The sequence below is a fragment of the Arthrobacter sp. JDC6 genome (genome assembly GCF_056484025.1).
This window is the reverse complement of record NZ_CM151278.1, coordinates 1,934,931-1,957,377: the sequence shown is the minus strand read 5'-3', so window position 1 is coordinate 1,957,377 and position 22,447 is coordinate 1,934,931. Positions and strand designations below refer to the sequence as shown.

The 22,447-nt window shown below is 65.6% G+C and carries 25 protein-coding genes; 16 read left to right on the top strand and 9 right to left on the bottom strand.

The window, feature by feature from the left end; translation table 11 throughout:
• Positions 1 to 79: 79 nt before the first annotated feature.
• The 4 genes from ppsA to ACV095_RS09150 form a co-directional block, all read right to left on the bottom strand.
• Positions 80 to 2,503, bottom strand: a complete 2,424-nt coding sequence (ppsA, locus tag ACV095_RS09165) for a phosphoenolpyruvate synthase (RefSeq protein WP_223991719.1) — start codon at positions 2,501 to 2,503, stop codon at positions 80 to 82.
• A gap of 48 nt (positions 2,504 to 2,551) precedes the next feature.
• On the bottom strand, positions 2,552 to 5,107 hold the full coding sequence (locus ACV095_RS09160) for a cation-translocating P-type ATPase (protein WP_478223312.1): 2,556 nt from the start codon (positions 5,105 to 5,107) through the stop codon (positions 2,552 to 2,554).
• On the bottom strand, positions 5,104 to 5,565 hold the full coding sequence (locus ACV095_RS09155; RefSeq protein WP_478223311.1) for a universal stress protein: 462 nt from the start codon (positions 5,563 to 5,565) through the stop codon (positions 5,104 to 5,106). Before ACV095_RS09155 ends, ACV095_RS09160 begins: the two co-directional genes overlap by 4 nt.
• 106 nt (positions 5,566 to 5,671) lie before the next feature.
• Positions 5,672 to 7,603, bottom strand: a complete 1,932-nt coding sequence (locus tag ACV095_RS09150) for a heavy metal translocating P-type ATPase (RefSeq protein ID WP_478223310.1) — start codon at positions 7,601 to 7,603, stop codon at positions 5,672 to 5,674.
• 183 nt (positions 7,604 to 7,786) lie between these two features.
• On the opposite strand from ACV095_RS09150, the gene ACV095_RS09145 reads away from it, so the two are divergent.
• From ACV095_RS09145 to ACV095_RS09135, 3 genes are all read left to right on the top strand, one after another.
• Positions 7,787 to 8,239, top strand: coding sequence for a flavodoxin family protein (locus tag ACV095_RS09145; protein ID WP_478223309.1), 453 nt, complete (start codon positions 7,787 to 7,789; stop codon positions 8,237 to 8,239).
• A gap of 17 nt (positions 8,240 to 8,256) precedes the next feature.
• Positions 8,257 to 8,619 carry a DUF5655 domain-containing protein gene (locus tag ACV095_RS09140; protein ID WP_478223308.1) on the top strand — a complete coding sequence of 121 codons (363 nt, stop codon included), beginning with the start codon at positions 8,257 to 8,259 and terminating at the stop codon, positions 8,617 to 8,619.
• 65 nt (positions 8,620 to 8,684) lie between these two features.
• On the top strand, positions 8,685 to 9,155 hold the full coding sequence (locus ACV095_RS09135) for a GyrI-like domain-containing protein (RefSeq protein WP_056390568.1): 471 nt from the start codon (positions 8,685 to 8,687) through the stop codon (positions 9,153 to 9,155).
• 40 nt (positions 9,156 to 9,195) lie between these two features.
• Here ACV095_RS09135 and ACV095_RS09130 read toward each other — a convergent pair whose 3' ends face one another.
• Positions 9,196 to 9,582 (bottom strand): hypothetical protein, encoded by a 387-nt coding sequence (locus tag ACV095_RS09130; RefSeq protein ID WP_056390848.1) that lies wholly within the window; start codon positions 9,580 to 9,582, stop codon positions 9,196 to 9,198.
• Positions 9,583 to 9,868: 286 nt separating this feature from the next.
• Between ACV095_RS09130 and ACV095_RS09125 the strand changes: the two genes are divergently transcribed.
• Positions 9,869 to 10,141 (top strand): YegP family protein, encoded by a 273-nt coding sequence (locus ACV095_RS09125; protein ID WP_056390572.1) that lies wholly within the window; start codon positions 9,869 to 9,871, stop codon positions 10,139 to 10,141.
• A gap of 33 nt (positions 10,142 to 10,174) precedes the next feature.
• Here the strand turns inward: ACV095_RS09125 and ACV095_RS09120 are convergent, their stop codons facing one another.
• Positions 10,175 to 11,632, bottom strand: a complete 1,458-nt coding sequence (locus ACV095_RS09120; protein WP_478223307.1) for a DUF5129 domain-containing protein — start codon at positions 11,630 to 11,632, stop codon at positions 10,175 to 10,177.
• 26 nt (positions 11,633 to 11,658) lie between these two features.
• Here ACV095_RS09120 and ACV095_RS09115 point away from each other — a divergent pair, with 26 nt between their 5' ends.
• From ACV095_RS09115 to ACV095_RS09070, 10 genes are all read left to right on the top strand, one after another.
• The gene (locus ACV095_RS09115) at positions 11,659 to 12,606 is read left to right on the top strand and encodes a universal stress protein (RefSeq protein ID WP_223991733.1); all 948 of its coding nucleotides are present in this window, start codon (positions 11,659 to 11,661) and stop codon (positions 12,604 to 12,606) included.
• A gap of 64 nt (positions 12,607 to 12,670) precedes the next feature.
• Entirely contained in the window at positions 12,671 to 13,195 is a 525-nt protein-coding gene (locus ACV095_RS09110; protein ID WP_018769403.1) for a hypothetical protein, read from the top strand.
• On the top strand, positions 13,192 to 13,383 hold the full coding sequence (locus tag ACV095_RS09105) for a hypothetical protein (protein ID WP_018769404.1): 192 nt from the start codon (positions 13,192 to 13,194) through the stop codon (positions 13,381 to 13,383). Before ACV095_RS09110 ends, ACV095_RS09105 begins: the two co-directional genes overlap by 4 nt.
• A 53-nt stretch (positions 13,384 to 13,436) precedes the next feature.
• Positions 13,437 to 14,306 (top strand): HNH endonuclease, encoded by an 870-nt coding sequence (locus ACV095_RS09100; RefSeq protein WP_018769405.1) that lies wholly within the window; start codon positions 13,437 to 13,439, stop codon positions 14,304 to 14,306.
• A gap of 31 nt (positions 14,307 to 14,337) precedes the next feature.
• Positions 14,338 to 15,423: an alpha/beta hydrolase gene (locus ACV095_RS09095; protein WP_223991736.1), complete on the top strand. Its 1,086-nt coding sequence runs from the start codon at positions 14,338 to 14,340 to the stop codon at positions 15,421 to 15,423.
• Between the two features lie 28 nt (positions 15,424 to 15,451).
• Positions 15,452 to 16,399: an alpha/beta fold hydrolase gene (locus tag ACV095_RS09090; protein ID WP_478223306.1), complete on the top strand. Its 948-nt coding sequence runs from the start codon at positions 15,452 to 15,454 to the stop codon at positions 16,397 to 16,399.
• 442 nt (positions 16,400 to 16,841) lie between these two features.
• Positions 16,842 to 17,318 (top strand): DUF2087 domain-containing protein, encoded by a 477-nt coding sequence (locus tag ACV095_RS09085; RefSeq protein ID WP_268003208.1) that lies wholly within the window; start codon positions 16,842 to 16,844, stop codon positions 17,316 to 17,318.
• A 72-nt stretch (positions 17,319 to 17,390) separates the two neighbouring features.
• On the top strand, positions 17,391 to 17,669 hold the full coding sequence (locus ACV095_RS09080) for a YciI family protein (RefSeq protein WP_268003209.1): 279 nt from the start codon (positions 17,391 to 17,393) through the stop codon (positions 17,667 to 17,669).
• Between the two features lie 69 nt (positions 17,670 to 17,738).
• Entirely contained in the window at positions 17,739 to 18,338 is a 600-nt protein-coding gene (locus ACV095_RS09075; protein WP_018769411.1) for a TMEM175 family protein, read from the top strand.
• Between the two features lie 158 nt (positions 18,339 to 18,496).
• Positions 18,497 to 19,060: a hypothetical protein gene (locus tag ACV095_RS09070; RefSeq protein WP_268003210.1), complete on the top strand. Its 564-nt coding sequence runs from the start codon at positions 18,497 to 18,499 to the stop codon at positions 19,058 to 19,060.
• Between the two features lie 94 nt (positions 19,061 to 19,154).
• On the opposite strand, the gene ACV095_RS09065 is transcribed toward ACV095_RS09070, so the two are convergent.
• Positions 19,155 to 19,370, bottom strand: coding sequence for a hypothetical protein (locus ACV095_RS09065; protein WP_018769413.1), 216 nt, complete (start codon positions 19,368 to 19,370; stop codon positions 19,155 to 19,157).
• Between the two features lie 262 nt (positions 19,371 to 19,632).
• Between ACV095_RS09065 and ACV095_RS09060 the strand changes: the two genes are divergently transcribed.
• Together ACV095_RS09060 and ACV095_RS09055 are read left to right on the top strand one after the other, a co-directional pair.
• Positions 19,633 to 19,806 (top strand): CsbD family protein, encoded by a 174-nt coding sequence (locus tag ACV095_RS09060; RefSeq protein ID WP_018769414.1) that lies wholly within the window; start codon positions 19,633 to 19,635, stop codon positions 19,804 to 19,806.
• 283 nt (positions 19,807 to 20,089) lie between these two features.
• Complete coding sequence (locus ACV095_RS09055) at positions 20,090 to 20,266, top strand: hypothetical protein (RefSeq protein WP_018769415.1); 177 nt, start codon at positions 20,090 to 20,092, stop codon at positions 20,264 to 20,266.
• A 126-nt stretch (positions 20,267 to 20,392) separates the two neighbouring features.
• On the opposite strand, the gene ACV095_RS09050 is transcribed toward ACV095_RS09055, so the two are convergent.
• The gene (locus ACV095_RS09050) at positions 20,393 to 21,130 is read right to left on the bottom strand and encodes a PspA/IM30 family protein (protein WP_478223305.1); all 738 of its coding nucleotides are present in this window, start codon (positions 21,128 to 21,130) and stop codon (positions 20,393 to 20,395) included.
• An 81-nt stretch (positions 21,131 to 21,211) separates the two neighbouring features.
• Positions 21,212 to 22,444 (bottom strand): ABC transporter permease, encoded by a 1,233-nt coding sequence (locus tag ACV095_RS09045; protein ID WP_478223438.1) that lies wholly within the window; start codon positions 22,442 to 22,444, stop codon positions 21,212 to 21,214.
• Between the last annotated feature and the right edge of the window lie 3 nt (positions 22,445 to 22,447).

Genomic DNA, 22,447 nt, shown 5'->3' with positions numbered 1-22,447 from the left:
TGTCCCCTGGGGTGCCAGGCACTTTCCTGTGGCCGCCAAGGCAGTACGCGGGGACACGCAGTATGCCTTGGGCAGCGGGTCAGACGGCTTGTTCGTTGGCAGCCCGCGCCTCTGCTGCCGCAATAACCGGAAGCGTCCGCACGTACGTGTCCGGGTTCAGGGACACCGAATCGATCCCCTGGCTGACCAGGAACTCCGCAAGGTCCGGATGGTTGCTGGGCCCTTGTCCACAGATGCCGATCTTGATGCCGGCGGCATGGGCCTTGCTGATCGCCTGGGCAATCATGGACATTACTGCCGGGTCCCGCTCATCGAACAACCCGGCTAGTTCCTCCGAATCGCGGTCCACCCCCAGGACCAGCTGGGTGAGGTCGTTGGACCCGATGGAAAAACCGTCAAAACGCTTGGCGAATTCCTCTGCCAGTACCACGTTGGATGGGATCTCACACATCATGTAGAGCTGGAGCCCTTCGGCGCCGCGGACCAGCCCGTGCTCTTCCATGGCCTGGATGACCTGGTCCGCTTCCCGCACGGTGCGGCAGAAGGGGACCATGACAATCACGTTGCCGAACCCGGCCTGCTCGCGGACGCGTTTGAGGGCCTTGCACTCCAGCGCGAATCCTTCCCTGTAGGCGTTGCTGTAGTAGCGGGAGGCGCCGCGGAACCCCAGCATGGGGTTTTCCTCGGGACGTTCGAAAGCGCTGCCGCCGATCAGGTGGCTGTACTCGTTGCTCTTGAAGTCGCTCAACCGGACGATCACCGGTTTGGGATGGAAGGGGGCGGCGATCTTGGCGATCCCCGTGGCCAGCACGTCGATGAAGTACTCCTGCGGGTCCTGGTAGCCGCTGGTGAGCTGCCGGATGAGCGCGGCCTCCTGGGGGTCTGACACCCGTTCCGGATGGACCAGGGCCATGGGGTGGATGCGGATCAGGTTGTTGATGATGAACTCCATCCGGGCCAGGCCTACGCCGTCCGCAGGCAGCCGCCACCACTTGAACGCGGCGGCCGGGCTGGCGATGTTGATCATCACGTCCGTGCGGGTGGCCGGGAGGGCGTGCATGTCCACGTCCTCCACGGAGAACTCCAACAGCCCTTCGTAGACGCGGCCCTCTTCGCCTTCCGCGCAGGACAGGGTGACCTGGCCGCCGTCGGGAAGGACCTCTGTGGCGTTGCGCGTTCCCACCACTGCGGGCACGCCCAGTTCGCGGCTGACAATGGCGGCGTGGCTGGTTGTGCCGCCGTGGTCCGTGATGATGCCCGCGGCCCGCTTCATGACGGGAACCCAGTCCGGGTCCGTCATCCGGGTGACCAGCACGGAGCCGTCCACGAATGATTCGATGTCCTTGGCATCCCGCACCACGCACGCCTGGCCGCGCGCGATCGAATCTCCGATGGCGGCGCCGGTGACCAGGACCTTCCCGGGCCCTGCAAGGTGGTAGGTCCGGAAAGTTGATGTGCTCCGGCGGGCCTGGACGGTCTCCGGCCGTGCCTGCACCATGAAGAGTTCGCCGGTGACCCCGTCCTTGGCCCACTCCATATCCATGGGCCGGCCGTAATGTTCCTCCACCGCGACGGCCCAGCGGGCCAACAGGACAATCTCGCGGTCATCCAGTACCCGTGAGCTCTGCTCCCGCCCGGTCGTCTCCACCATCATGGTCCTGGCATCGCCACCGCGGCTGTACACCATTTTGCGTTCCTTGGCACCGACTTGCCGCTCGATCACGGGGCTGAAGCGCCGGTCTGCAAGGAGCGGCTTGAACACCTGGTACTTGTCCGGGTTGATGGTGCCCTGGACCACCGTCTCCCCCAGCCCCCAGGCGGCGCTGATGACCACCACGCCGGGAAAGCCGGACTCCGTGTCGATCGAAAACATCACCCCTGATGCGCCAAGGTCCGAGCGGACCATCCGCTGCACTCCAACGGACAGGGCAACGTCGAGGTGGTCGTAACCCTTCATTTCGCGGTAGCTGATGGCACGGTCCGTGAACAGGGAGGCGTAGCAGCGCCGGCACGCCTCCAGGACCGCGCGCTCCCCGGCCACGTTCAGGAAGGTTTCCTGCTGGCCGGCGAAACTGGCGTCCGGGAGGTCCTCGGCCGTGGCACTGCTGCGGACCGCAACGGCCACTTGGTCTTGCCCGGTGCGCTGGCAGAGGGCCCGGTAGTGCTCCTGGATGTCGGCAGTAATGTCCGCCGGGAAGGTGGCCTGCAGGAACAGTTCGCGGATCGCCGCCCCGGCCTGCCGAAGTGTTGCTGCCCCGGCGCGGTGGTCCTCCATGTGCTTCCTGATCCGGGGCTCCAGGCTGTTGGCAGCAAGGAAAGCGCGGTAGGCGGTGGCCGTGGTGGCGAACCCTTCCGGAACCCGGACTCCTGCCGGCTGCAGCGCACGGCTCAACTCCCCCAAGGAGGCGTTCTTTCCCCCTACGGAAGGGATGTCCGCGATCCCGGTTTCTTCAAGCCATTTGACGCTGACATCGGCCAGGGACGTTTCTGCAGCGGCGGTCATGGCTCGATTCTGGCCTTGGTGGCGCCGGGGCAGGCAGAGTCTTTGGTCCTAGCTCCGCCGCAGGCGCGCCCGGGCCGCTTTGTGGATCCAGTCTGCAAGAAGGACAGCGGGGGCCGCGAGAAGTGCCAGGAGGAAGCCCAGGGGAGGCGGCGGGGCCTGGCCCAACAGCGTGGCAAGGTAGGGCAGGAACAGGCACACCGCAAGGATGGCCAGTTCCGCAAGAACTGCCCATACCAGAAGCCGGTTGGTACCCCATCCCAGCTTCCAGGGCGGCACGGTGGCGCTCCGGCAGGCAAAGGCGTTGGCCAGCTGTCCCAGGACCACGGCGGTAAAGGCGGCGCCGGAGGCAGCCATGAGGAGCCCGGGCTGGGGAACCTGCCCCCGGATCCACCCGCCGGCAGCGAGGACAACGGAGAAGACGGCCATTTCCATGGCGGCCTCCGTGGGACCCAGGATGCAGAAGACACGGATGATCAGTTGCCGGTCCATCAGGTGCCGGCGTTCGGGCGGACGCGCCAAAACACGCCGGCCGGGCGGTTCGGCGCCAAGGGCCAGCGCGGGCAGCAGGTCGGTGCCAATGTCCAGGGCAAGGATTTGAAGGACACCGAGGGCAAGCGGGAAGTGGCCGCCGGAGAGCGCCCAGATGACAAAGGGAGTCAGCTCCGCCACGTTGTCGGTGAGATGGTAGGTGAGGAACCGGTGGATGTTGGCGTAGGTTGCCCTTCCTTGTTCGATGGCTGCCACGATGGTGGCGAAATGGTCGTCCAGGAGGACCAAATCCGCGGCCTCCCGCGCCACGTCAGTTCCGCTCCGCCCCATGGCCACGCCGATGTCGGCTTCGCGAAGGGCCGGGCCATCGTTGACGCCGTCGCCGGTCATGGCCACCACATGCCCACGGGCCTGCAGCGCCTTGGCCACGCGGAGCTTCTGTTCGGGCGAGACCCTACTGACCACCACTCCGTCACGGTCCAGGAGTGCGCCGAGTATTTGCTCGTCCTCCGGAAGGTCTGCGCCTTCCAACACGTATTCAGGCGTTCCGGCAAGGCCGATCTGCCGGGCGATCGCTGCCGCCGTGGCAGGGTGGTCGCCGGTGATCATGGCGACCTTCAGGCCCGCCTGCCGCGCCGTTCGGATGACGTTGCCCACATCCGGCCGGGGCGGATCCTGCAGTCCGATCAGGCCCAGGAGTTCCATGTCCGTTTCAAGTTCTGCGGCAGGGCTGGTCTGCCATGTTTCGGGTGCTCCCGCGAGACGCCGCCGTGCCACCGCAATGACGCGCAGGCCACGCGTTGCCATCACCTCTACCTGTTCCTTGACCTGACCCGGCACGGATTCACACAGTGGGAGCACGGTTTCGGGGGCACCCTTGCAGAACAGCTCGGGCCCCACAAGGGCAGACTCCCTGCGCCGCACCGGATCGAACGGCAGCCGGCGCGATGCCGCGGGCCCGGACCCGGTGCCTGTCAGCCGGCGGGCCAGCACGTCCACGGCAGCTTCCATCGGGTCACCCTGTGCACGCCACTGTCCATCGTGCAGCTCGGCCCTGCCCTGTGAAGCGGTGCGCGCAGCGAGCGCCGCCTGGGCCGCCCTGGCCGTTCCCCGGCCCTCGATGTGCGCGTCCGGGTCATACCCCTGGCCCGTCACATGGACGGCCCCTTCCAGGGTGAAGACCTCGACGGCGTTCATTCGGTTCTGCGTCAGGGTCCCGGTTTTGTCGGTGCAGATGAAGGTGGTTGACCCCAGGGTTTCCACGGCTTCAAGGTTGCGGACCAGGCCGTTGCGGGACGCCATGCGCTGGGCACCCATGGCCAGGGACAGCGTGACAGTGGGCAGGAGCCCTTCCGGGACCAGGGCCACGGCCACGCCGATCGAGAACAGGAAGGAATCCCGCCACTGAAAGCCCACCAGCAGCGACGCCAGGAAGAAGACCGCTGCGATACCCAGCGCCATGCCCGCAGTAACGCGGACAATCCGCCGCAGTTCCAGGGACAGCGGCGTAGGGGGAGGAACCGCTCCGCTGGTGAGGGCGGCAATTCCGGCCAGCCTGGTCCTGGCTCCCGTGGCGGACACGGCGGCCTCTCCGTAGCCGTTGACCAGGAAGGTACCGCCCCACGCCGCGTCACCTGCGGCTTTCGGCACTGGCTCGCTTTCGCCCGTCAACATGGATTCATCCATTTCGCAGGCCGATGCTGACAGCAGGACCATGTCTGCAGGCACACGGTCACCGGCACTGAGCAGCACCACGTCGTCAACCACCAGCTCGCTGGCGTGGACCTTGCGCACCGTCCCGTCCCGCCGCACCACCACGTCGGCGGGCAGCAGGCCGCGCAGCCTGGCGGCGGCATGCTGGGCGCGTTCCTGCTGGATGTGGGCGAACACCCCGTTGACAATGACGACGACGATGATCGCCACGGCCAGCTGCGGCATGTCCGCAACGAATGCCAGCGCGGCGGCGCACCACAGCATGAGGGCGAAGAAGTGCGTCATCTCCCCCCACAGCTTTCGCCATTGCGGGACGGGTTTCTCCGCCGGGAGCTGGTTGGGGCCCGCCTGCTTCAGGAGTTGCGCTGCCCGTTCGGAGCTCAGGCCCTCCGCAGTCCTCACACAGCGTCCGCCTCCTGGCCCACCAGGAGCACCGGGCAGGTTGAGTGGGCCGCGCATGCCTTGCTCACCGATCCCATGGACGACTTAAGCAGGCCGCCTTCGCCATGCCTTCCAACAACCAGCATCTGCGCGCGGCGGCTCTCCTCCACCAGCACTTTCGCCGGAGGGCCGAACTTGATGGTCACGTCGATGTTTTCGGGCCGTTCCCCGGAGAAGGCCCGGCCCAGGGCATCTTCGACCAGGCGGCCGGCGGCGTCCTCAAGCCTGGCGGTGAACTGCCGGTCCGCCCCTTCCAGGCGGGACATCACCAGGTAGTCCGGCATTCCGACGCATGAAATGACTTCCAGCCGCGTGCCCAGGCGGGCTGCCAGCGTGCCCGCATAGCGCAGGGCTGCGGAGGAGTATTCGGATCCGTCCACACCTACAATGACGGGGTTGGCCCCTGTTTCTGCGTTCATGGACACCACAATCCCGGCTGCGGGCGGCGCTGGGAAGGGCCAAAAGTCATGCCCGGCGGCCACACCACCTCCCGCTCCGGGCAGGCCTGGCGGAAGGAAGCCGGCATCAACCGCGTTGCCGTGCCTCGTCCGCTCCGCGCAATGCCCTGAGTCCGTTCAGGATGGTGGCCAGGTCAACCACCTCCTGCAGGAGGGCACCGGCAACAGCGGGAATGAAACCCGTCATGGCGATGGCCATCAGGATGAGGCTGAGCCCGATCCCAGTCCAGATACTTACCAGGGCCACAGCCACGGTCCGCTTTCCAATGGCCACGGCCAGGGCCACCTTGGACAGGTCATCGAGCATGATCACCACGTCCGCGGACTCGCTGGCCGCGGTGGCCCCCTTGGCACCCATGGCGATCCCAACGTCGGCGGCGGCAAGGACCGGGGCATCGTTGACGCCGTCACCCACCATCAGGACGGGTCGTTCCAGGATGGCCGCAACCGTGTTGACCTTGTCCTCAGGAAGGCATTCGGCCTGGACGTGGCCCATTCCCGCTTCCTCGGCGATGTGGGCAGCCGTCGCGTGGGCATCACCGGTCAGCAGCATGGTGTTCCGCACGCCCAGCCTGTGCAGGCGCGCCAGGGTGTCCACGGCGTTGCGGCGCAACGGGTCCTTCATGATCAGTGCACCCGCGTACTCGCCGTTGACCGCCACGTGGACTGCCAACTGGCCACTCTGGACTGCTGCTTCCCGGTATCCGCTGGCCGAACTGCGGATCAGGGCGGCTTTTCCCACCACCACCTGCTGGCCGTCGCAGACAGCTTCAACCCCGTGCGTGGCGTTTTCGGTCGCCTGCTGCACCTGCAGCAGTTCAATGTTCGCTGCCTTGGCGGCTTCGATCACGGATGCTGCCAGCACGTGGGAGGAATACTGCTCGGCGGAGGCCGCCAGCTGCAGGATCTTCCGGCTGCCAAGGGCTTCCCCCGGGCCCGGCGCCACCTGGATCCCGTCCAGGACCGGGCGGCCGGAGGTGAGTGTTCCAGTCTTGTCGAACACAGCTGTCTGCGCCTTGGCAAGCTGCTCCAGGCTTCTGGTGTTCTTGATGATGATGCCCTTGTGGGCGGCCTGGCTGGTTCCAGCCAGGAATGCCACCGGCGCTGCGATCAGGAGCGGGCACGGGGTGGCCACCACCAGCACCTGGGCAAAGCGGAGCGGCTCACCTGACAGGAACCAGCCGGCCCCGGCCATGGCCAGGGCGAGGAGGGTAAAGGGCACCGCGTAGCGGTCAGCGAGCCGGACTACCGGCGCACGGCTGTTGGACGCTTCCTCCACCAGGGCAATGATCCGGCTGTACTGGGAGTCAGCCGCGCTGGCCGCCGCCCGCATGCGGATGGCGGCCACGCCGTTCACCGAACCACTCAGCAGCAGTTCCCCCTTGCTACGCTCCACCGGCAGGCTCTCCCCCGTCAGCGATGATTCGTCCATGCTTGCTGAATCGGACAGGAGTTCGCCGTCAACAGGTACCAGCTCGGAGGGGCGGACCACCAGCACGTCCCCGGGCACCACCTCGCCTATCGGGGTGTCCTCCAGGACTGTGTCGGCACTTTCCCTGTGGGCAAAGCGGGGAGCCCGGTCCAGCAGGGACCGCAATTCACGCGCGGCGCGTCCCTGGGCAAAGTTTTCCAGTGCCTCCCCGCCGGTGAGCATCAGGATCACCACCAGGGCCGCGAGGTACTCACCCACGGCCACCGTGCTTGCAACCGCCATCAGGGCCAGCAGGTCGATGCCCCAGCGTCCCTCCCGCAACGACCGGACCATGCCGGCCGCCCGCGCCACCACGATGATGGCAGCGTAGGCCGAGGCGAGCACGCGGACCTGCAGTTCCAGCCCAAACTGCAGCAGCACCAGGGCGGCAAGGAGTACCAGGCAGGTCAGCGCGACGACGGGATACCGCCGGAGGAAGCCCCACACCTTCTGCACGGGCGAGCCGACGCGTTCCTCGACCTCAACGCTGCCGGCGGTTGCCGCAGGCGGGACGGCCTGCTTTCTCATTCAGGACACTTTCAACATGGGCGGTAGCGGTCCTCACACATAAGACTGAAACTATCCTGATGCCGGCAGTACGGCTAGGGCATTAGGCCCCGGCCGGCGGCATGACCTTTGGCCCTGCCCCGCCGGCGGCCCCGGGAGCATGGTTGAGGGGCAACATGCCGCCTATCCGGACCGGGAGCCTCCATGAAAGCCGTCGTCCTCTATGACTCCGCGTATGGAAACACCAGGACCATCGCCGAGGCGATGGCATCGCGCCTGGGGCGGGACGCGGCCGCTGTTCACGTTGACGGTTTTGATGCCGACGCCCTGCACCCGGGTGACCTGCTCGTCGTCGGCAGCCCCATCAACGGCTGGAAGCCGACTGCCCGGATCACCGAAACGCTGGCAGACCTCGGGCGCCGGGGACTGGCCGGGGTGAAGGCAGCAGCCTTCGATACGAGGGTGAAGCTGTTCATCCACGGCGACGCTGCCAGGAAGATGACGAAGGCACTGACGGAGGCAGGTGCCAGCATCGTTGGCGGACCCATGGCTTTCTACGTCAAAGGCAGCGAGGGCCCGCTGGTCGACGGTGAGGCCGAGCGGGCGGCAGCTTGGGCCGCCGGACTTGCGGCCGGGGCGGCCAACGGTACTGCATAGGCGGGGACGCTGTTACTTTGCAGCCGTGGACGGTAGAGCGGTTCTTCGCCGGCGCTCCGGACGCCCTTGGGCTCTACCAGGCAGCGGAGCGGATGGCGGCGGAGCTGGGCCCCCATGAGGTCCGGGTCGGAAAGAGCCAAATCTCGTTCCGCCGGCGCCGGGGCTACGCCTACCTGTGGCGGCCCGGGGCCTACGTGAATTCCCCGGTTCCGCTGGTCCTGTCCCTCGCGCTGCCGCGGAACCTGGGCTCGCCGCGCTTCAAGCAGGTCGTCCACCCGGCGAAAGGAACCTGGATGCACCATCTGGAGCTCACGGACAGTTCCCAACTCGATGCCGAGGTCCGCGGTTGGCTGCTCGAAGCGTATGAGGCTGCGGCCTGACCTGGCATGCCCTTTAGAGTCCTATGGCCCTGTCACGTTGGCCGCGGGATGGCAAGGCTGGGGGCATGACTGAAAATGGCCAGCAGCCGCGAAAGATCCATGTCACCGAACAACCCGTCGCCGTGGTCCGTGAACGGGTTCCCATGGACGCTCTGACGAGCTTCTTCAGCCGGGCCTTCGGTGAGGTGATGGCCGCGGTGCAAACGCAGGGCGTCAGCCCGGCAGGACCGCCGTTCGCGCTTTACCACGGCATTCCCGGCGCCACGGTGGACGTCGAAGCCGGGTTCCCCGTCGCCGGGAACTTCCAGGGAACAGGCGAGGTGGCCCGCGGCGCGCTTCCCGATACTGACGCGTTCGAGGCCATCCACACGGGCCCTTACGACACCCTCGGCAGCACGTACGATGCCATCCGCGAACGGATGGAAGCCGAGGGCGCTGCCCCTGCCGACACCATGTGGGAGTACTACCTGACCGATCCGGAGCAGCAGCCGGATCCGGCCACGTGGCAGACCAGGGTCATCTGGCCGGTGGACTGAGTCGGCCAGGGTTTCGGCCGCCCCGGGGCCTGGTCCTGCATTATCTTCCGGGGCCGCGACTGAAGGTGAGGTCCCAGGGCTGCACGCCGTGGCTGGTTTCGGACCACCCGTCGCGGGCCAGCTCCCGGCGGAGCTGGCTGAGGCTGGCCTGCATGCCGGGAGCCCACGCCTCTTCGGGAGGTGTCGGGTTCAGCGGCGGACCGGGAAACGTATCGCTGGCATAGAGCCGGCGTCCGTCCCCGGTCCTGGCCACAAACTGCAGTTGCGTCCGCCCGTACTGTGAGCCCAGCGTGTACAGGATCCGCGCCCACCACTTGCGCGATGCGGCGTCCTCCAGCTCTATCCGGAGCCGCTCCTCGGGACCGGGACCTGCGTATCCGGGAGCTGGTTTGCCTGGGCGGCCAGGTCGAGGTGCATCTGTCGTCATGTCGTCCTCCGGGAACCGCAACATCGTGAACTCCCCAGTCTTCCGCGGCCCGGCTTAATGGGACAGGGCCCTTCGGCACTGAACTTCGGGGCATGCTGCCATCGCTAGCATCCCCGGAGCCGGCGATCAGGGTCTTTGGTCCCTAATAGCACGCCGCGGTCCTCTGAGATGGTGGTCTGGGCCGGAAGCACCACGCTGGGGTTGTGCATCCGGGTTTGCCGCGCCCGGTGTCGGCCGGCATGCAGCCTCATCAACGGAGGCGGGACGCTAGAGGAGAGCAAGGCTTATGGCAGGTACGTTCGAACTGTTTGTCGATGAAGATTCACAGATCCGGTTCCGGCTTGTGATGCCTGATGGACACGTACTGGCGGTATCCGGACAATTCGCGGACAAACGGGCGGCGGCCGCGGCCATCGAAGAGGTACGGGAATGTGCGGGAACCGGCCTGATCCGGGACATACCTTCACCGCCGCCGAACGTTGCCTGCAGCACCATCCCGCACGCGCGGCACGCGGTCCGGCGCGGGCCGCACAGGCTTGGCTCCCTGGGCGCCGCCTAGGGTGGAGGACGGTCGCGGCCAAAGCCCCGGTCATCAGAAGCTCGAGGAACTGCCCGAACCGGAGAAGCTTCCGCCGCTGCTGCCGTACCCTGTGGTGCTGCCGCCGCCCCTGGCGGAATTGACGCTGCTGACGCCCGTATTGAAGCCGGAGTTGAAGGTAGCCACGGAGAAAAACTGGTACGACGGGTACACCGTGCCCAGGATGCTCGGCTCATAGCTCCGCTGCCTGCGGTGGTCCAGGCCCTCGTGGGCCGTCTGCATCTGCTCGCGCATCAGCCGTGCCTCGCGCTCATTCCTGGCGAATCCCTGAATGACTGTTTCCGCATGGTTCTCCAGCAGTTCCGAGAGCCGCGACCGCGCCTCGTAGAGCCGGTCCAGCGCCTCTTCCGGCGTGATCCGTCCATCTGCCAGTTCCGAGGTCCAGCGTTCAATGTTCCGCAGGCTTTCGTCGCGGAAGGAACGAAGCGCCGAGGCGGTGGCCGAGTCCCCCTGCCCGTGGCGCTTGGCCAGGAGTTGCTCAAGGCCGGCCAGGTCCTTGCGGAGCGGGGCAAGCTGCCGGTCCCAGGCGGTAGGCCATGTGTCGGCACGGTTCAACAGGGCGTTGCTGTCGGCGATGACATCATCCAGGGCATCCAGCTCGGCGGCGCTGTCCGCGAACTGGCGGGCAAGCTTGAGGTTTTTCCGCCTGCTGAGGGACCGTTTGGCCAGGGCGTGCACCTGGTTGGAGAGTTCCGTGGCGGCGGCATAGCGGGTCAGGAAGGTGCGGTGTTTCTCCAGGACCCTGCTGCCGTAGCGGGATGATTCGGGGATGGTCCCGGCGTTCAGTTCCGTGACGTCCAGGTCCATGCTGACGTTGGAGTAGCTCCGGTCCCCCCGTTCGATTTGTTTGCGGCAGGCAGCCCTGGTCACCGCCCGCACAATCAACCACGCCGCTGCCCCAAGGGCCGCAAGTCCCCCGGTGACCCAGGCGGTGATCAGGAATGCGGCGGACCGGTACCAGGGCTGGTTGATGAGTTCGGCGGCACGGCGAATGCCGGCCACAGTACCGTCGGTCCACTGCGCGTCCCGGAACAGTTCCTTTGAGGCCTCCTGGATATCGCTGCGCTGCTCGAGCGACACTTTCCGGTCCTCCCCCATATAGGTGCCCACGTGGCGGCCCACCGGGTCAAGCGCGAAAATGAACAGCCCATCGGCCCACTTCTGTCCGTCGGCGCTGATCCACTCAGGGTGCCTGGAGCGTGCGAACCTCAGGACCTCTTCATTGAGGTTGTCCTCAGCCTTTCCGTTGTAGGTAAAGACAGCAACACGGGTGGGCTCGTAAAACTGGATCCGTTCGACGGCGGGGACCAGCGTATTCCGGTCAAGCACCCCCGCTGTGTCCTCCACGATGACGGCTGACGGGGACACGGCATCACTTGGGGCCGCAACCCCCAGCAGGGAGGCGGCCAGGACAAGCATGATCACCTCAATACGGCGCACCAGGGTGCCCATATGCCTCCCCGCTTCCTAGAATCAGGATGGATTCCTGGAATCAGGATGAAACCAAGGGGCAGGGCCGCCAAAGGGCCGAAGGTCCCGCCGGCGAGGATCGGTCTGATGAGGAGCGCAGCCAGGTGATGCAGGATGCGGGTTCGATTGTGGCCGGCTATGACGGTTCGGATGGAGCCGCGGCAGCCGTCCGGTGGGCGGCGCGCCACGCCCGTGCCACCAACTGCGCGCTTCATGTGGTGCATTGTTCCCTGTGGCAGCTGCTGACCAGGCACCTCGGTCCGGTTCCAGGTGTGTCAGGCAGCGGCCTTGAGCAGTCCGCCCAGGCCGTCCTGGAAGAAGGGGTCTCGCATGCTGCAGCGGAAGTTCCAGGGCTTCAGATCCGCGGCACCCTGCTCCACGGACTACCCGCACAGCTCTTGGCCGAAATTTCCGGCGGCAAGAGGATGCTCGTAGTCGGCAGCCGTGGCCTGGGCGGCTTCCTTGGCCTCCTGGTGGGATCCGTTAGCCTGGAACTGGCGGCCACCGCCACCTGCCCGGTGGCCGTGATCCGGGAGGACACCCATCCTGGCGGACCCGTCGTCGCCGCCGTCGATGCATCAGGTTCCCCCTCGGCACTGGAAGACGCGTGCGCCGTTGCTTCCGAGTGGCACGCACGCCTTACGGTGGTCCACGTCCATCACGAGCCCGCCGGCTACACGCGGCTGGACGGGAAGGAAGCAGCGGCTGGCGCCCGGGAAGTTCTCGAATCCGTTGTGGACCGTGCACGAACCCTGGCGCCCAATATCTCCGTTGACGGCAGGATACTCACGGACAGTTCGGTCCCGAACGCCATCCTGCAAGCCGCCTCGGAAGCCCGGATAGTGGTGCTGGGTTCCCAGGGCCGCGGCATCCTCCGGGAGACCATCGGATCAACCGCCCACGCAGTACTGCACCACGCGCACGGGCCGGTCCTCATTTCCCGGCGCGGCGCATGATGGAGAAGGCCGCGGCAGGAGTGTCGGCCGGGCCACAGGCCGTACCTCCTCCTAAGCTGGTTCGGTGACCCCTGTTCCCTCCCCCGGCCCGCTGGACGTCGTCGTCCATTCGGGCCCGGCGGACTGGTGGGTCATCCTTGCCGGGCTTGGACCCCTGGCCGTTCTTATCGCAGCCCTGCTGGCCTTCTACATCAACTGGCGCACGCTCAAGCAACGCACTGCCGCGGACAAGACCGCGCTGGACCAAAAGCGCGAAGCGGACGCCGACGCCCTGCGGCAAAAGACCGAAGCGGACAGCCGGGCGGAATGGTGGCGCCGCACCCAGTGGGCGCTCGACCGGGCGTTGGACCCGGATGCAGGGACAAAGGCGCTGGGCCTGGCGACGCTGGAAGTCCTTGCCAGGAGCGAACTGGCCCGCACCGAGGAACTCGAGTTGTTCGACATCGCCTGGAAGAGTGTGTCCGGGGACGAGAACGGGGACGATGCCGACGCCGGCCCAGGGCAGGAGAGTGCCGTCGTGGACGGCCCGGACAACTTAGGCGAGAATGGAATGACGGATGAAGACAGTGCCAAGGAGGCTGGACCATGAGCGCAGCATCGCCTGAACACCGCCTTGTCCACACTCCCCGAACCGGTACCAAGCCCGCGGGCAAAAAACCCACGCCTGCCGAGCACCGGGTCCAGGTTGCCGCGGCCAGGCTGCGCGTCACGCTTGATGAACGGCTGGGGCGGGAAACGCCCGCCAAGACCAAGGCGCTGGCCAAGGAACCGATCTAAATCCCGCTGCAGGGGCTTGGGGATCGACGGCGAATGGCTGGGTTTGGTGGGCAGTGGCGGCAGTAATTCTTGGCTGCGACACGAACGGGCTGCACCGCTGGGACTACGGAGCCGTCGTCGCGCAGGTGGCGCAGTCCGGCAGGTTCCTGGACCGCTGGCGCGTCGGCTTTTGCCCTGACATCCTCCCGGGGACCGAAGCGTGGCTCCTGGTGCAAGGCGGCAATGATGCAGGCAGCGGCCTCATCGGTCACGGGTCGGTGGCATCGGAGCCCTACCAGGCCGCCGCAGGCGATGATTCCGATGCCAACGACTGGTTCATCGCAGTCGCTTTCGACGCACTGCTCCCGCTGGGCGAGCAAATACGCCCCGGGACCCTGCGGGAGGCCTTTCCCGGTGACCTCTGGGCCAAGGCGAACGGCCCCTCCCTGGTGACCTTGCCGCCGTCGTCCTGGCCTGTTCTGCAACGCTTGTGGAGGGAATACGGGCCCACGACGCCGGATCCCACCGAGGTGGTTGCCGGAACCTTTCCGCCGGGCGGCGTCAGCCATATCCAGGTGAACCGCTTTGAGCGGGACCCCGACGCCCGCCGGGCCTGCCTGGCCTTCCACGGCACGTCGTGCGCCGCCTGCGGCTTCTCCTTTGAGTCCGCTTACGGTGAGGCCGGTACCGGAGCGACAGCCGTGCACCACGTGGTGCCGCCGGCCATGATTGGCAGCGGATACCAGCTTGACCCCATCGCCGACCTCATTCCGCTTTGCCATAACTGCCACGCCGTGGCGCACGGGGCAAACCCGGCGCGGACGGTTTCCGAACTCCGGAGCATCATGTCGGCCGCCGGGCATGTGCGGGGTGAAGTGGTCACTGACCTGGCCCTTCAGGCCCAGGAGGACGCACGGCGGATCCTCGGGGGCGGCAAGACGTAAGGGGCCAGCATTCGGGGATAAAATTGCAGGGATGACATTGGCTGCACGTTCCGGGGTGTTTCAGTCGGTCAGGAGCGCCCGGCCCCTGTTGCGCCGCGTACCCGTATGGACATGGCGCGTCCTGATGCGCGCCGTGAGTGCCCGGGAGCAGGCGCGGTTCAACACCGACCCAATCACGGCTGTGGCATATGTGCACGACATTGACTACGTGGGTGATGCCCTCCGCGCCCACCGCCTCGACGTTTTGACACCGCTGCAGCCGGCAGCTGACTCTCCTGGTACAGAGGCTGTGGCGGCGGAGCTGCTTCCCGTCTACGTTTACTTCCATGGTGGCGGGTGGACATCCGGTGACAAGGCAGCCCTGACCAAGTACTGCGCCAACCAGGCAGTGGGCGGGATGGTGGTGGTCAACGTCAACTACCGGCACGCGCCCCGGTTCGCCATGGGGCATGTGCTCGAGGATGCCAATGCCGCCCTGGCGTGGGTTGCCGCCAACATCGAGGGGTACGGCGGGAATCCCAAGAGGCTGATCCTGGGCGGGGACTCGGCCGGCGGACAGATCGCTGCCCTGCTGACCGCAGCCAGCCTGCGTTCCGAACTGGCGGCGCATTATGCCCTGCGGCCCGCAGTTCCCGCGGGACACCTGAAAGGGCTCGTCCAACACTGCAGCGCAGTGGATTTCTCGGTCTTCTTTAACAGCGGATTTGTCCTCAGCCTGAACTTCGTCCGTATGCTGTTGCCGCCTGCATCCCGGGCAACGGCAGGTCCGGGAGCACGCAATGGCCGTAAGCGGCCCTCTCCACCACGGACCGTGGCGCGGCTGAGGAGCGCCGCGGGTTTCCTGTCCCCGATCGAGTGGCTGGACGGGACCCATCCGCCCGTGTTCCTCACCACGTCCGAGCGTGACTACTTCTACCGGGCAAACCTGAATTTCATCGAGCGCCTGCAACAACACGACGTTCCAGTGGATGCCCTGATCTACCCTTGGGACAGCCTCAACACCGAACACACCTGGCAACAGGATTACCGCTACCCCGAATCCCAGGAAGTCTACCGGCGCCTTCACGCGTTCGTCCGCGGTGTGGCTGAACGGTCCACCGGTCCTGCCCCTGAATAAATTCAAGGCACTGGACTATGTTGGGACCATGGCAGAGCTGGACCGGAACGGGTACGGGATCGACCCCGAGGAGTTTGGCTCCGCCCTGGTGGACGCGGCCGCCTTGCTCGATGCGGAGCTGGGGGACGTTGACTGGTTCACTCCACCGCCGGGCGCTGTCCACCGATCCATTGATGTCCCCAGTGGCAGGCTCGCCGCCATGACGCTGGGCAATCCTGGCAATCCCAGCGTTGTGCTGGTGCCCGGAGCAACCGGTTCCAAAGAGGACTTCTCCCTCATGATGCCCGACCTGGCCAATGCCGGTTACTTCGCACTGAGCTACGATCTGGCGGGACAGTACCAGTCAGCGGCAGCGGGCCCCGGGAACCTGGTGCCGCCACGCAAGCATTATGACTACCGGCTTTTCGTGGACGACTTCCTTGCAGTTCTGGAGACCACTGCCACCCCAGTCCATGTTGTGGGTTATTCCTTCGCGGGAATCATTGCCCAACTCGCCTTTGGGGAGCGGCCGGAGCTCTTCAGGTCCCTCACGTTGCTTAGCTGTCCGCCGGAGCCAGGCCAGAGTTTCAGGGGGGTGGGCCGCATCGGCCGGTTCAGCACGTGGGTGAACGGCCGGGTGGGTGCTGCCTTGCTGATCTGGGGCATCCGGAGCGGCAAGGTGGTGCACGTACCGGAGGGCAGGCGGCGGTTCGTCAACTACCGGTTCCGCTTCACCCGCCGCGCCTCGGTCCGGGACATCTATACGCTCATGCAGAACGTTCCGGATCTTCGGCAAAAACTGGCGGAGGCGCCCCTTCCCAAGTTTGTGGCCGTGGGCGAACACGACCTGTGGCCGCTCCAGCTTCACCGCCTCTTCGCCCAGTCAATCCGGGCCCGGATCGGCGTCTACAGGGGTGGCCACAGCCCTAGCGAAACGTCGCCCCACGAATTCAGCCGCGACCTCCTGGCTCTTTATGCCAAGGCCGGGAAGCGGTAACCGACGGCCCGTGCTTGCGCCGCCACTGGGCTCATTCCCGCCGGTGGCGCAACGAAGGCTGGTCCTTGAACTCGACGCGGAACGTGACAAGGGACATCTCGAGCCGGCGTCGGAACGCGGACCAGCTGGCGAAGGGGTGCGCGGATACGCCCACTTAGAGCGTGGGATCGTAAATGACGTCCATGTCCGGCCGGAGTCGGTGTGAGATTCCCTAGTGGCGTTGAAGGCTGGTTTCGGCACGAGGTTATCGCCGGGCATGGGACGGGAGACCTCGTCGGGCGTTGCGCCCCAGCTGCATGTCCCCGGCGCCTGTGCTTCCTGAAACCAGGGCATCGGCGCTACTATCTCCCAGCACGCCGCGACGCAGCGGCGTGGGCCAGCGGTTGAGGGGAGCGTGGACGTGGGCGGAGGCAGGGGAACTAGCGGCCCGCACTGGCGGCGTGTGCTGGCGACGCTTGGCAACAACGATGCCAGGACCGCGTACGCCCAAATCGTGCTTGGAGCTGCGGCGCCAGACGTACTGCCCAACGTGAAGGAACAGCGGCGAAACCGGGCCATCGATAGTCTGCTTGAGTCCGGACTCGTGGAACAGCACGCGCCCGGGCGGCTGGTGGCGGCCCAGACGATTTTTCGCGACCTTCTCGCCCAACAGCCCAAGCGTCAACCACAAATCGGGACAGATCGGTTCATGCGGCTTGGACGCATCGAAAGGTACCCGTCAAACTTGGCGCAACGGCGGGAACTCCTTGCCCGGATCGCGGACGAGGTCATGGCGCCCGGAGAACAACTCTCTGAGAGGCAGGTCAACGAACGGCTTCTCAGTTACACGGACGACGTGGTGCTGCTGCGAAGGTACATGGTTGACTTCGGACTGCTGCAGCGAACCCCCTCGGGCTCCTCCTACACCCGCCACGTCTAGTTCCGCCTAGTGTGGTGCTCCTCACCGGATTCCTGCCATGCCGCAGGTGCAGGAGGTGGTAAGTTCGGCCGCATGGAATGCGTCGTCATCTACACCGTCCGTGAAGGCATCGACCGCTCGCGTGTCATGGAGACGTACCCGCGCCACAAGGCCTACTACGAGGCGTTCCACGCGGAAGGCGGGGGGCTCGTGGCCCTGGGTCCATTCCAAACGGCTGACCCGGAGCTTAGTTCCATGGGCATTTTCACTTCCCGACAGGAGGCCGAGCGTTTCGTCGCTGCAGACCCCTTTATTACCGAGGGACTGGCCGAATGGCGGCTCTTGGAGTGGAACGCTGTACACCTCGGGTAGTGGCGCTCCATGGCGTGTCGCACGCAGCCACATAAGAAGTCGCAGAGTCACCCGAAGGAAGCATGCCCAATGAACAAGAACCGGCTGGAAGCGTTCAGCGACGGTGTCCTGGCGATCATCATCACCATCATGGTGCTGGAACTCCATACCCCGGAGGAACCAACGTGGGAAGGTGTGGCCAGCGTCCTGCCCACCCTCTTCAGCTACCTGTTGAGCTTCGTGTATGTCGGAATCTACTGGAACAACCACCACCACATGATCCATTTGGCGAGCCGCGTTAATGGGGCCATCCTGTGGGCGAACCTCCATCTGTTGTTCTGGCTGTCGCTGTTTCCTTTTACAACCCGATGGATGGATGAGTCCGGCTTCGCGCAGGTCCCTGTGCTGCTGTACGGGATCAACCTGCTGTGCGCAGCAATCGCATACTTCATCCTGGAGCGCCGCCTGATTGCTGCTCAGGGCAAGGACGGGGCCCTCGCCAGTGCTGTCGGCCGGGACTGGAAGGGCAAAGCGTCGCCGCTGATCTATCTCCTTGGCATTGCGCTAACCCCTGTCCAGCCCCTGCTCGGGCTCGCCGTTTACACCATCGTGGCCCTTATCTGGCTGGTCCCGGACCGCAGGGTCGAACACTTTGTAACCCGGTCACATCAGAATGGGGCCCACGATTAGCCCGATGGAGATTGGCGCCAGATTCGATGGCCGCCTCCACCATTGGAGCCGTCATACCTCCGTGGTGCGCCTTGCCGCCGAGAAGACGGCCGGGCCGGGTAGGCGAATTCCGCAGGGTCGTGGTTGATTTGAACCGCGGGCGTGGCCACCATGGAACCGTGGAAACGAAAGGCCTCCGGCGCCGGCTCGCCTTTCCCCTGTGCCTGCTGGTAACGGCAGCCGGCACGGCAGGGTGCTCCTATGACTTCCCCGATCCGGCACACGCCCCGGCAGCCGAAGCTGACCGCACGGCCGCACCTGAACCCTCCCGGATGACGGCATCCGCTACCCGCCCCACTGACCCCCTGATCCTTGAGCGGGAGGCCAGAAACTACCAGGACCTGGACAGCTTTCTCCTGGCCGTGCAGGGCCCGGTTCTCCTTTTTCAAAAGGGTCCGCTGGACGGCCCCGGCAGGGGCTTTGGCACGACGGAAGAAGTCCCCGCGGCGGGCACGTACACGGTCACTGCTGCGTGCGTCGGTGCTGCCAACGCCAAAGTCTTCATCCGGCAGGAGAATCCCAAGGTCATACTCTGGCCCGTCGAGCTCACAGTGGATTGCCCAGGGTCCACGTCCCAAGTCATCACGCTTCAACAGGGCTACGTTTCCGCACACCTGTCCCTGCCCGCGGCGGGAGACGCACCCTGGACGGGAGCTGTTGCCGGAGTACGGGTGACCCGCTGAGGCTGTCACCCCTTCCCGCCGTCAGCATCCCCGGCCTCCCCCGGGCGACGATCCGTTCGGCTGGAGCGCTGCCCAGTGAGAGCTAAGAGCCTTGTCAGGCCATGGAGGCGCCTTTTATCTTCGAGCGGATGAAGTCGTGATCCTCACCGGAGACGAGCGCCTGCCCGTGCTGCCCTGTGGCCAGGTCCTCCCCGGTTTCCTTCGAGATCACCGCCGTGATGGTCCTGGGCAGCATCTGGCACCCCGGGTTGTCGATCAGCCACTTCTGCGTGGCAGGGTCAAGGCGGTCCCAACGGTCTTTGAGGTTCATTAGCGGGGCATCTCCGTGCTCGGTCCTGCAGAGCCACAACGCTCTGCAGACAGGCTTCGCCTGTCCCAACGCACCAGTAAACCCCGCCCTTCACCGGGAACACAGGGACCAAAGTCCCCACCTCAGGCGGGGCTTCCGGAACGCCTCCTTGTTGCCCGGCCGGTGCTGCTGTGGATACTCATCACTTGCCAACCCATTGGTAAGCATGCTTATTATGAGCGAAGCCGAATGCGAACGGCTGCCAACCAGAGGAGGAGACACCATGGGACTAGGCGACAAGATTGAAAACGCTGCCGAGAAAGCGGGCGGAAAAGGCAAGGAAGCTGCCGGTAACGCCACGGGCGATGACAGCCTGAAGGCGGAAGGCCAGGCGGACCAGGCCAAGGGCGATGTGAAGCAGGCCGGCGAAAAGGTCAAGGACGCATTCAAGCACTGACACCGTTTACGGGAAGGGCGCGCTCAGCGAACGGGGCGCGCCCTTCGTCGTGTCGGGGTGCACTCCAGCCACCCCTGATTGACCTGCGTGCTCGCCCCCTACGTGTTTGGTGCCGCCTGGCTTGCCCTGTTTATCAAGGCCCGCCGGCTCCACTTGGCCAGCCGCGCACCGCCCCAAACCAGGCCGCCCCAGCCCCGACCCATGGGTGGCTTGTACAATCTTTCGGCTCTTCGGTGCGGAGTTGCTTCCGCAACTCCCAGTTGCGCCGTCCTAAACTTTGGCCATGCACCCCTTAGCGGCAATAGGGCTGGTTTTTCTCGCCGGGCTTGCCTGGTTGGGCACCGTCCTGACCCTGCTCGTTGCCTTGGCCAAAGCCCGACGCCGGCTGCCGGCTGACGTCGGGCAGGCAGCCCAGAGCGTGGAGACGCAAGGCTCCGCTGGCAGTGGGGCCATAACGTAATCGGCATGGCACATTGCTGCCGACGGCGACCTGTCGCCGGCCTGACGCGACCGCCCGGTATCACCTGGCGGCCGCGGCCCAGCAGTCAGCCATGCCCCGACGGTGGACCGGCGGGATCCCGGGGCTTCAAGGAGCCTGGGAGTCAATGGCCTTCCGGTCGATGGACTTGAGGGCGGCCAGACGTGCTTCCACTTCGGTCTGCTCTCCGAGGTCTTCCAGGGAGGCGAACTGGGCATCGAGGGATGAGGCTGCGAGTTCCTGCTGGCCGCGAACGGTGGCCTCTTGGCGTCGGATCCGCTCCTCATACCGCCCGATGGCCGACGTCGGATCACCGGCGTCCAGGGATTTGAGGGCATCGTGGACCTGGGACTGCGCGGCCGCCGTCCGGGATCTGGCTACCACGTCGTTGCGCCTGGCCGTCAGCTCGTGCAGCTTGCCCTTCATCTGGTCGAGCCCGCCCTTGAGCTTGTCGACCACTTCGTTCTGGGCCGCAAGCCCGGGTACGGCGTCTTTCACGAGCTTCTCGGCGGCCATCTGCCGCTGCAGGGCAACCTTGGCGAGGTTGTCGAACTTCTGCGCATCGGCGAGGTTGCCGGCGGACCGGAACTCGTCGCCCTTCCTGGACGCGGCCAGAGCCTTGCGGCCCCATTCGTTGGCGTCGGCGACGTTACGTTTGTGGTCCTCCTCCAGCATCCGGAGGTTGCCTATGGTCTGGGCGATCGCGGCCTCGGCTTCGCGGATATTCTCCGAGTAATCCCGGACCATCTGGTCCAGCATTTTCTGCGGATCCTCCGCGGAGTCCAGGAGGGCATTGAGGTTTGCCTTGGCCAACTGGGCCACGCGGGCGAAAATACTCTGCTTCACGGGATTCTTTCTATCAGTAGTGGAATTCGCATCCTATGTGTTCGGCACCGCAGGGGACCAGATTCCCTAGGCTATGACCGCCTATTTGGTGGCCAGGTCGTGGCGGCGGAAGGTTCCGGCGATGGAGAGTTTCCGGCCGTATTCGATGGACCCGTACCGGAACAGGTGGACAGCCAACCGCAGGATAATAAGGCCGACGACGAAGAGTTCGACGATGACGATGGCGGATTCAACTGGGTTCAGGGTGCCGAACCCGTTGCGGAGCAGGGCGGTCACCGGAGCGGTCAGCGGGAAGTAGGTGAAGATCTGCACGATCAGCGCGCCCGGGTTGGAGATGATCAGGCTGAATGTGTAGAAGGGGATAAACATCATGGCCACAAGCGGGCCGAAGACGGTCCCGGCTTCCTTGGCGGTCGGCATGATCGCCCCTATGGCCACCAGGACCCCGGTAAAGACGGCGAATCCACCCAGCGTGAGAAGGGCCCCTGTGATCATGGGGCCGGGTTCGAAGACCAGGGATGACAGGTCCACCTCGGGCAGGGCCAGGCGGTTCCGGAAAAACAGGTAGGCCAATCCGACCGGGGCCAGGAACACCAGGATCTGGACCAGGCCGACGGCGAACAGCGAGATGATCTTGCCGGTGATCAGGGTGGTTGGATTCAGGGTGGTCAGGATCATTTCAGTGACCCGGTTTTCCTTCTCCTCCAAGGTGGAATTCAGCATCTGGTTCGAAAGAAGGATCATCGAAAAATAGAAGATGACCAGGAACAGCAGTGGTGGAATGATCCCGCCGACGCCCGCGGCGGCCTTGCCGTCCTTGAATATTTCGGAGTCAAATCTTACCGTCCCGGTCAGGGCCGCCGTCAGCTGCGGTGAGCCGACTTGGTGCTGGGCCGAGACCGCGAGCAGCTGCTTGGCCACGGCCTCGTACTTGTCGTTCTCAAACGTGCCTTTGTCCGCACCGTACACCTTCACCGGCTCTTTGGCCGGATCGGCAGGGTAGGCGAAGTATGCCTCCGAGGCGCCGTCCTTCACGGCAGCGATCGCGGCTTCGGGGTCGCTGGCAGTTGTTCCGCCGGCCAACTTGGCGGCAGACGCCATGATGATTCCGGAGGCGTCCGTGTACGTGAAAGCGAACGTCGCACTCTTCTGGGCGGCGGCGCTGTCCTTTGTGCTGGCGTTGGACGCGTACACAAGGGCGAAGATAATGATGAGAATGACCGGCAGCGCCAGGGTTGCGATGACGAAGCCCCGTTTCTTGATGGTCCGGAAGAACTCGAACGCGATCACGGTCCCAAGGTTGTGCTGTCCCAGTGC

What these genes read in the sequence shown, in the direction of transcription:
- ppsA (WP_223991719.1), bottom strand. Translation starts at nt 2,503, where the DNA reads ATGACCGCCGCTGCAGAAACGTCCCTGGCCGATGTCAGCGTCAAATGG.
- ACV095_RS09155 (WP_478223311.1), bottom strand. Translation starts at nt 5,565, where the DNA reads ATGAACGCAGAAACAGGGGCCAACCCCGTCATTGTAGGTGTGGACGGA.
- ACV095_RS09150 (WP_478223310.1), bottom strand. Translation starts at nt 7,603, where the DNA reads ATGAGAAAGCAGGCCGTCCCGCCTGCGGCAACCGCCGGCAGCGTTGAG.
- ACV095_RS09145 (WP_478223309.1), top strand. Translation starts at nt 7,787, where the DNA reads ATGAAAGCCGTCGTCCTCTATGACTCCGCGTATGGAAACACCAGGACC.
- ACV095_RS09135 (WP_056390568.1), top strand. Translation starts at nt 8,685, where the DNA reads ATGACTGAAAATGGCCAGCAGCCGCGAAAGATCCATGTCACCGAACAA.
- ACV095_RS09130 (WP_056390848.1), bottom strand. Translation starts at nt 9,582, where the DNA reads ATGACGACAGATGCACCTCGACCTGGCCGCCCAGGCAAACCAGCTCCC.
- ACV095_RS09125 (WP_056390572.1), top strand. Translation starts at nt 9,869, where the DNA reads ATGGCAGGTACGTTCGAACTGTTTGTCGATGAAGATTCACAGATCCGG.
- ACV095_RS09120 (WP_478223307.1), bottom strand. Translation starts at nt 11,632, where the DNA reads ATGGGCACCCTGGTGCGCCGTATTGAGGTGATCATGCTTGTCCTGGCC.
- ACV095_RS09115 (WP_223991733.1), top strand. Translation starts at nt 11,659, where the DNA reads ATGGATTCCTGGAATCAGGATGAAACCAAGGGGCAGGGCCGCCAAAGG.
- ACV095_RS09105 (WP_018769404.1), top strand. Translation starts at nt 13,192, where the DNA reads ATGAGCGCAGCATCGCCTGAACACCGCCTTGTCCACACTCCCCGAACC.
- ACV095_RS09095 (WP_223991736.1), top strand. Translation starts at nt 14,338, where the DNA reads ATGACATTGGCTGCACGTTCCGGGGTGTTTCAGTCGGTCAGGAGCGCC.
- ACV095_RS09090 (WP_478223306.1), top strand. Translation starts at nt 15,452, where the DNA reads ATGGCAGAGCTGGACCGGAACGGGTACGGGATCGACCCCGAGGAGTTT.
- ACV095_RS09080 (WP_268003209.1), top strand. Translation starts at nt 17,391, where the DNA reads ATGGAATGCGTCGTCATCTACACCGTCCGTGAAGGCATCGACCGCTCG.
- ACV095_RS09075 (WP_018769411.1), top strand. Translation starts at nt 17,739, where the DNA reads ATGAACAAGAACCGGCTGGAAGCGTTCAGCGACGGTGTCCTGGCGATC.
- ACV095_RS09065 (WP_018769413.1), bottom strand. Translation starts at nt 19,370, where the DNA reads ATGAACCTCAAAGACCGTTGGGACCGCCTTGACCCTGCCACGCAGAAG.
- ACV095_RS09060 (WP_018769414.1), top strand. Translation starts at nt 19,633, where the DNA reads ATGGGACTAGGCGACAAGATTGAAAACGCTGCCGAGAAAGCGGGCGGA.
- ACV095_RS09055 (WP_018769415.1), top strand. Translation starts at nt 20,090, where the DNA reads ATGCACCCCTTAGCGGCAATAGGGCTGGTTTTTCTCGCCGGGCTTGCC.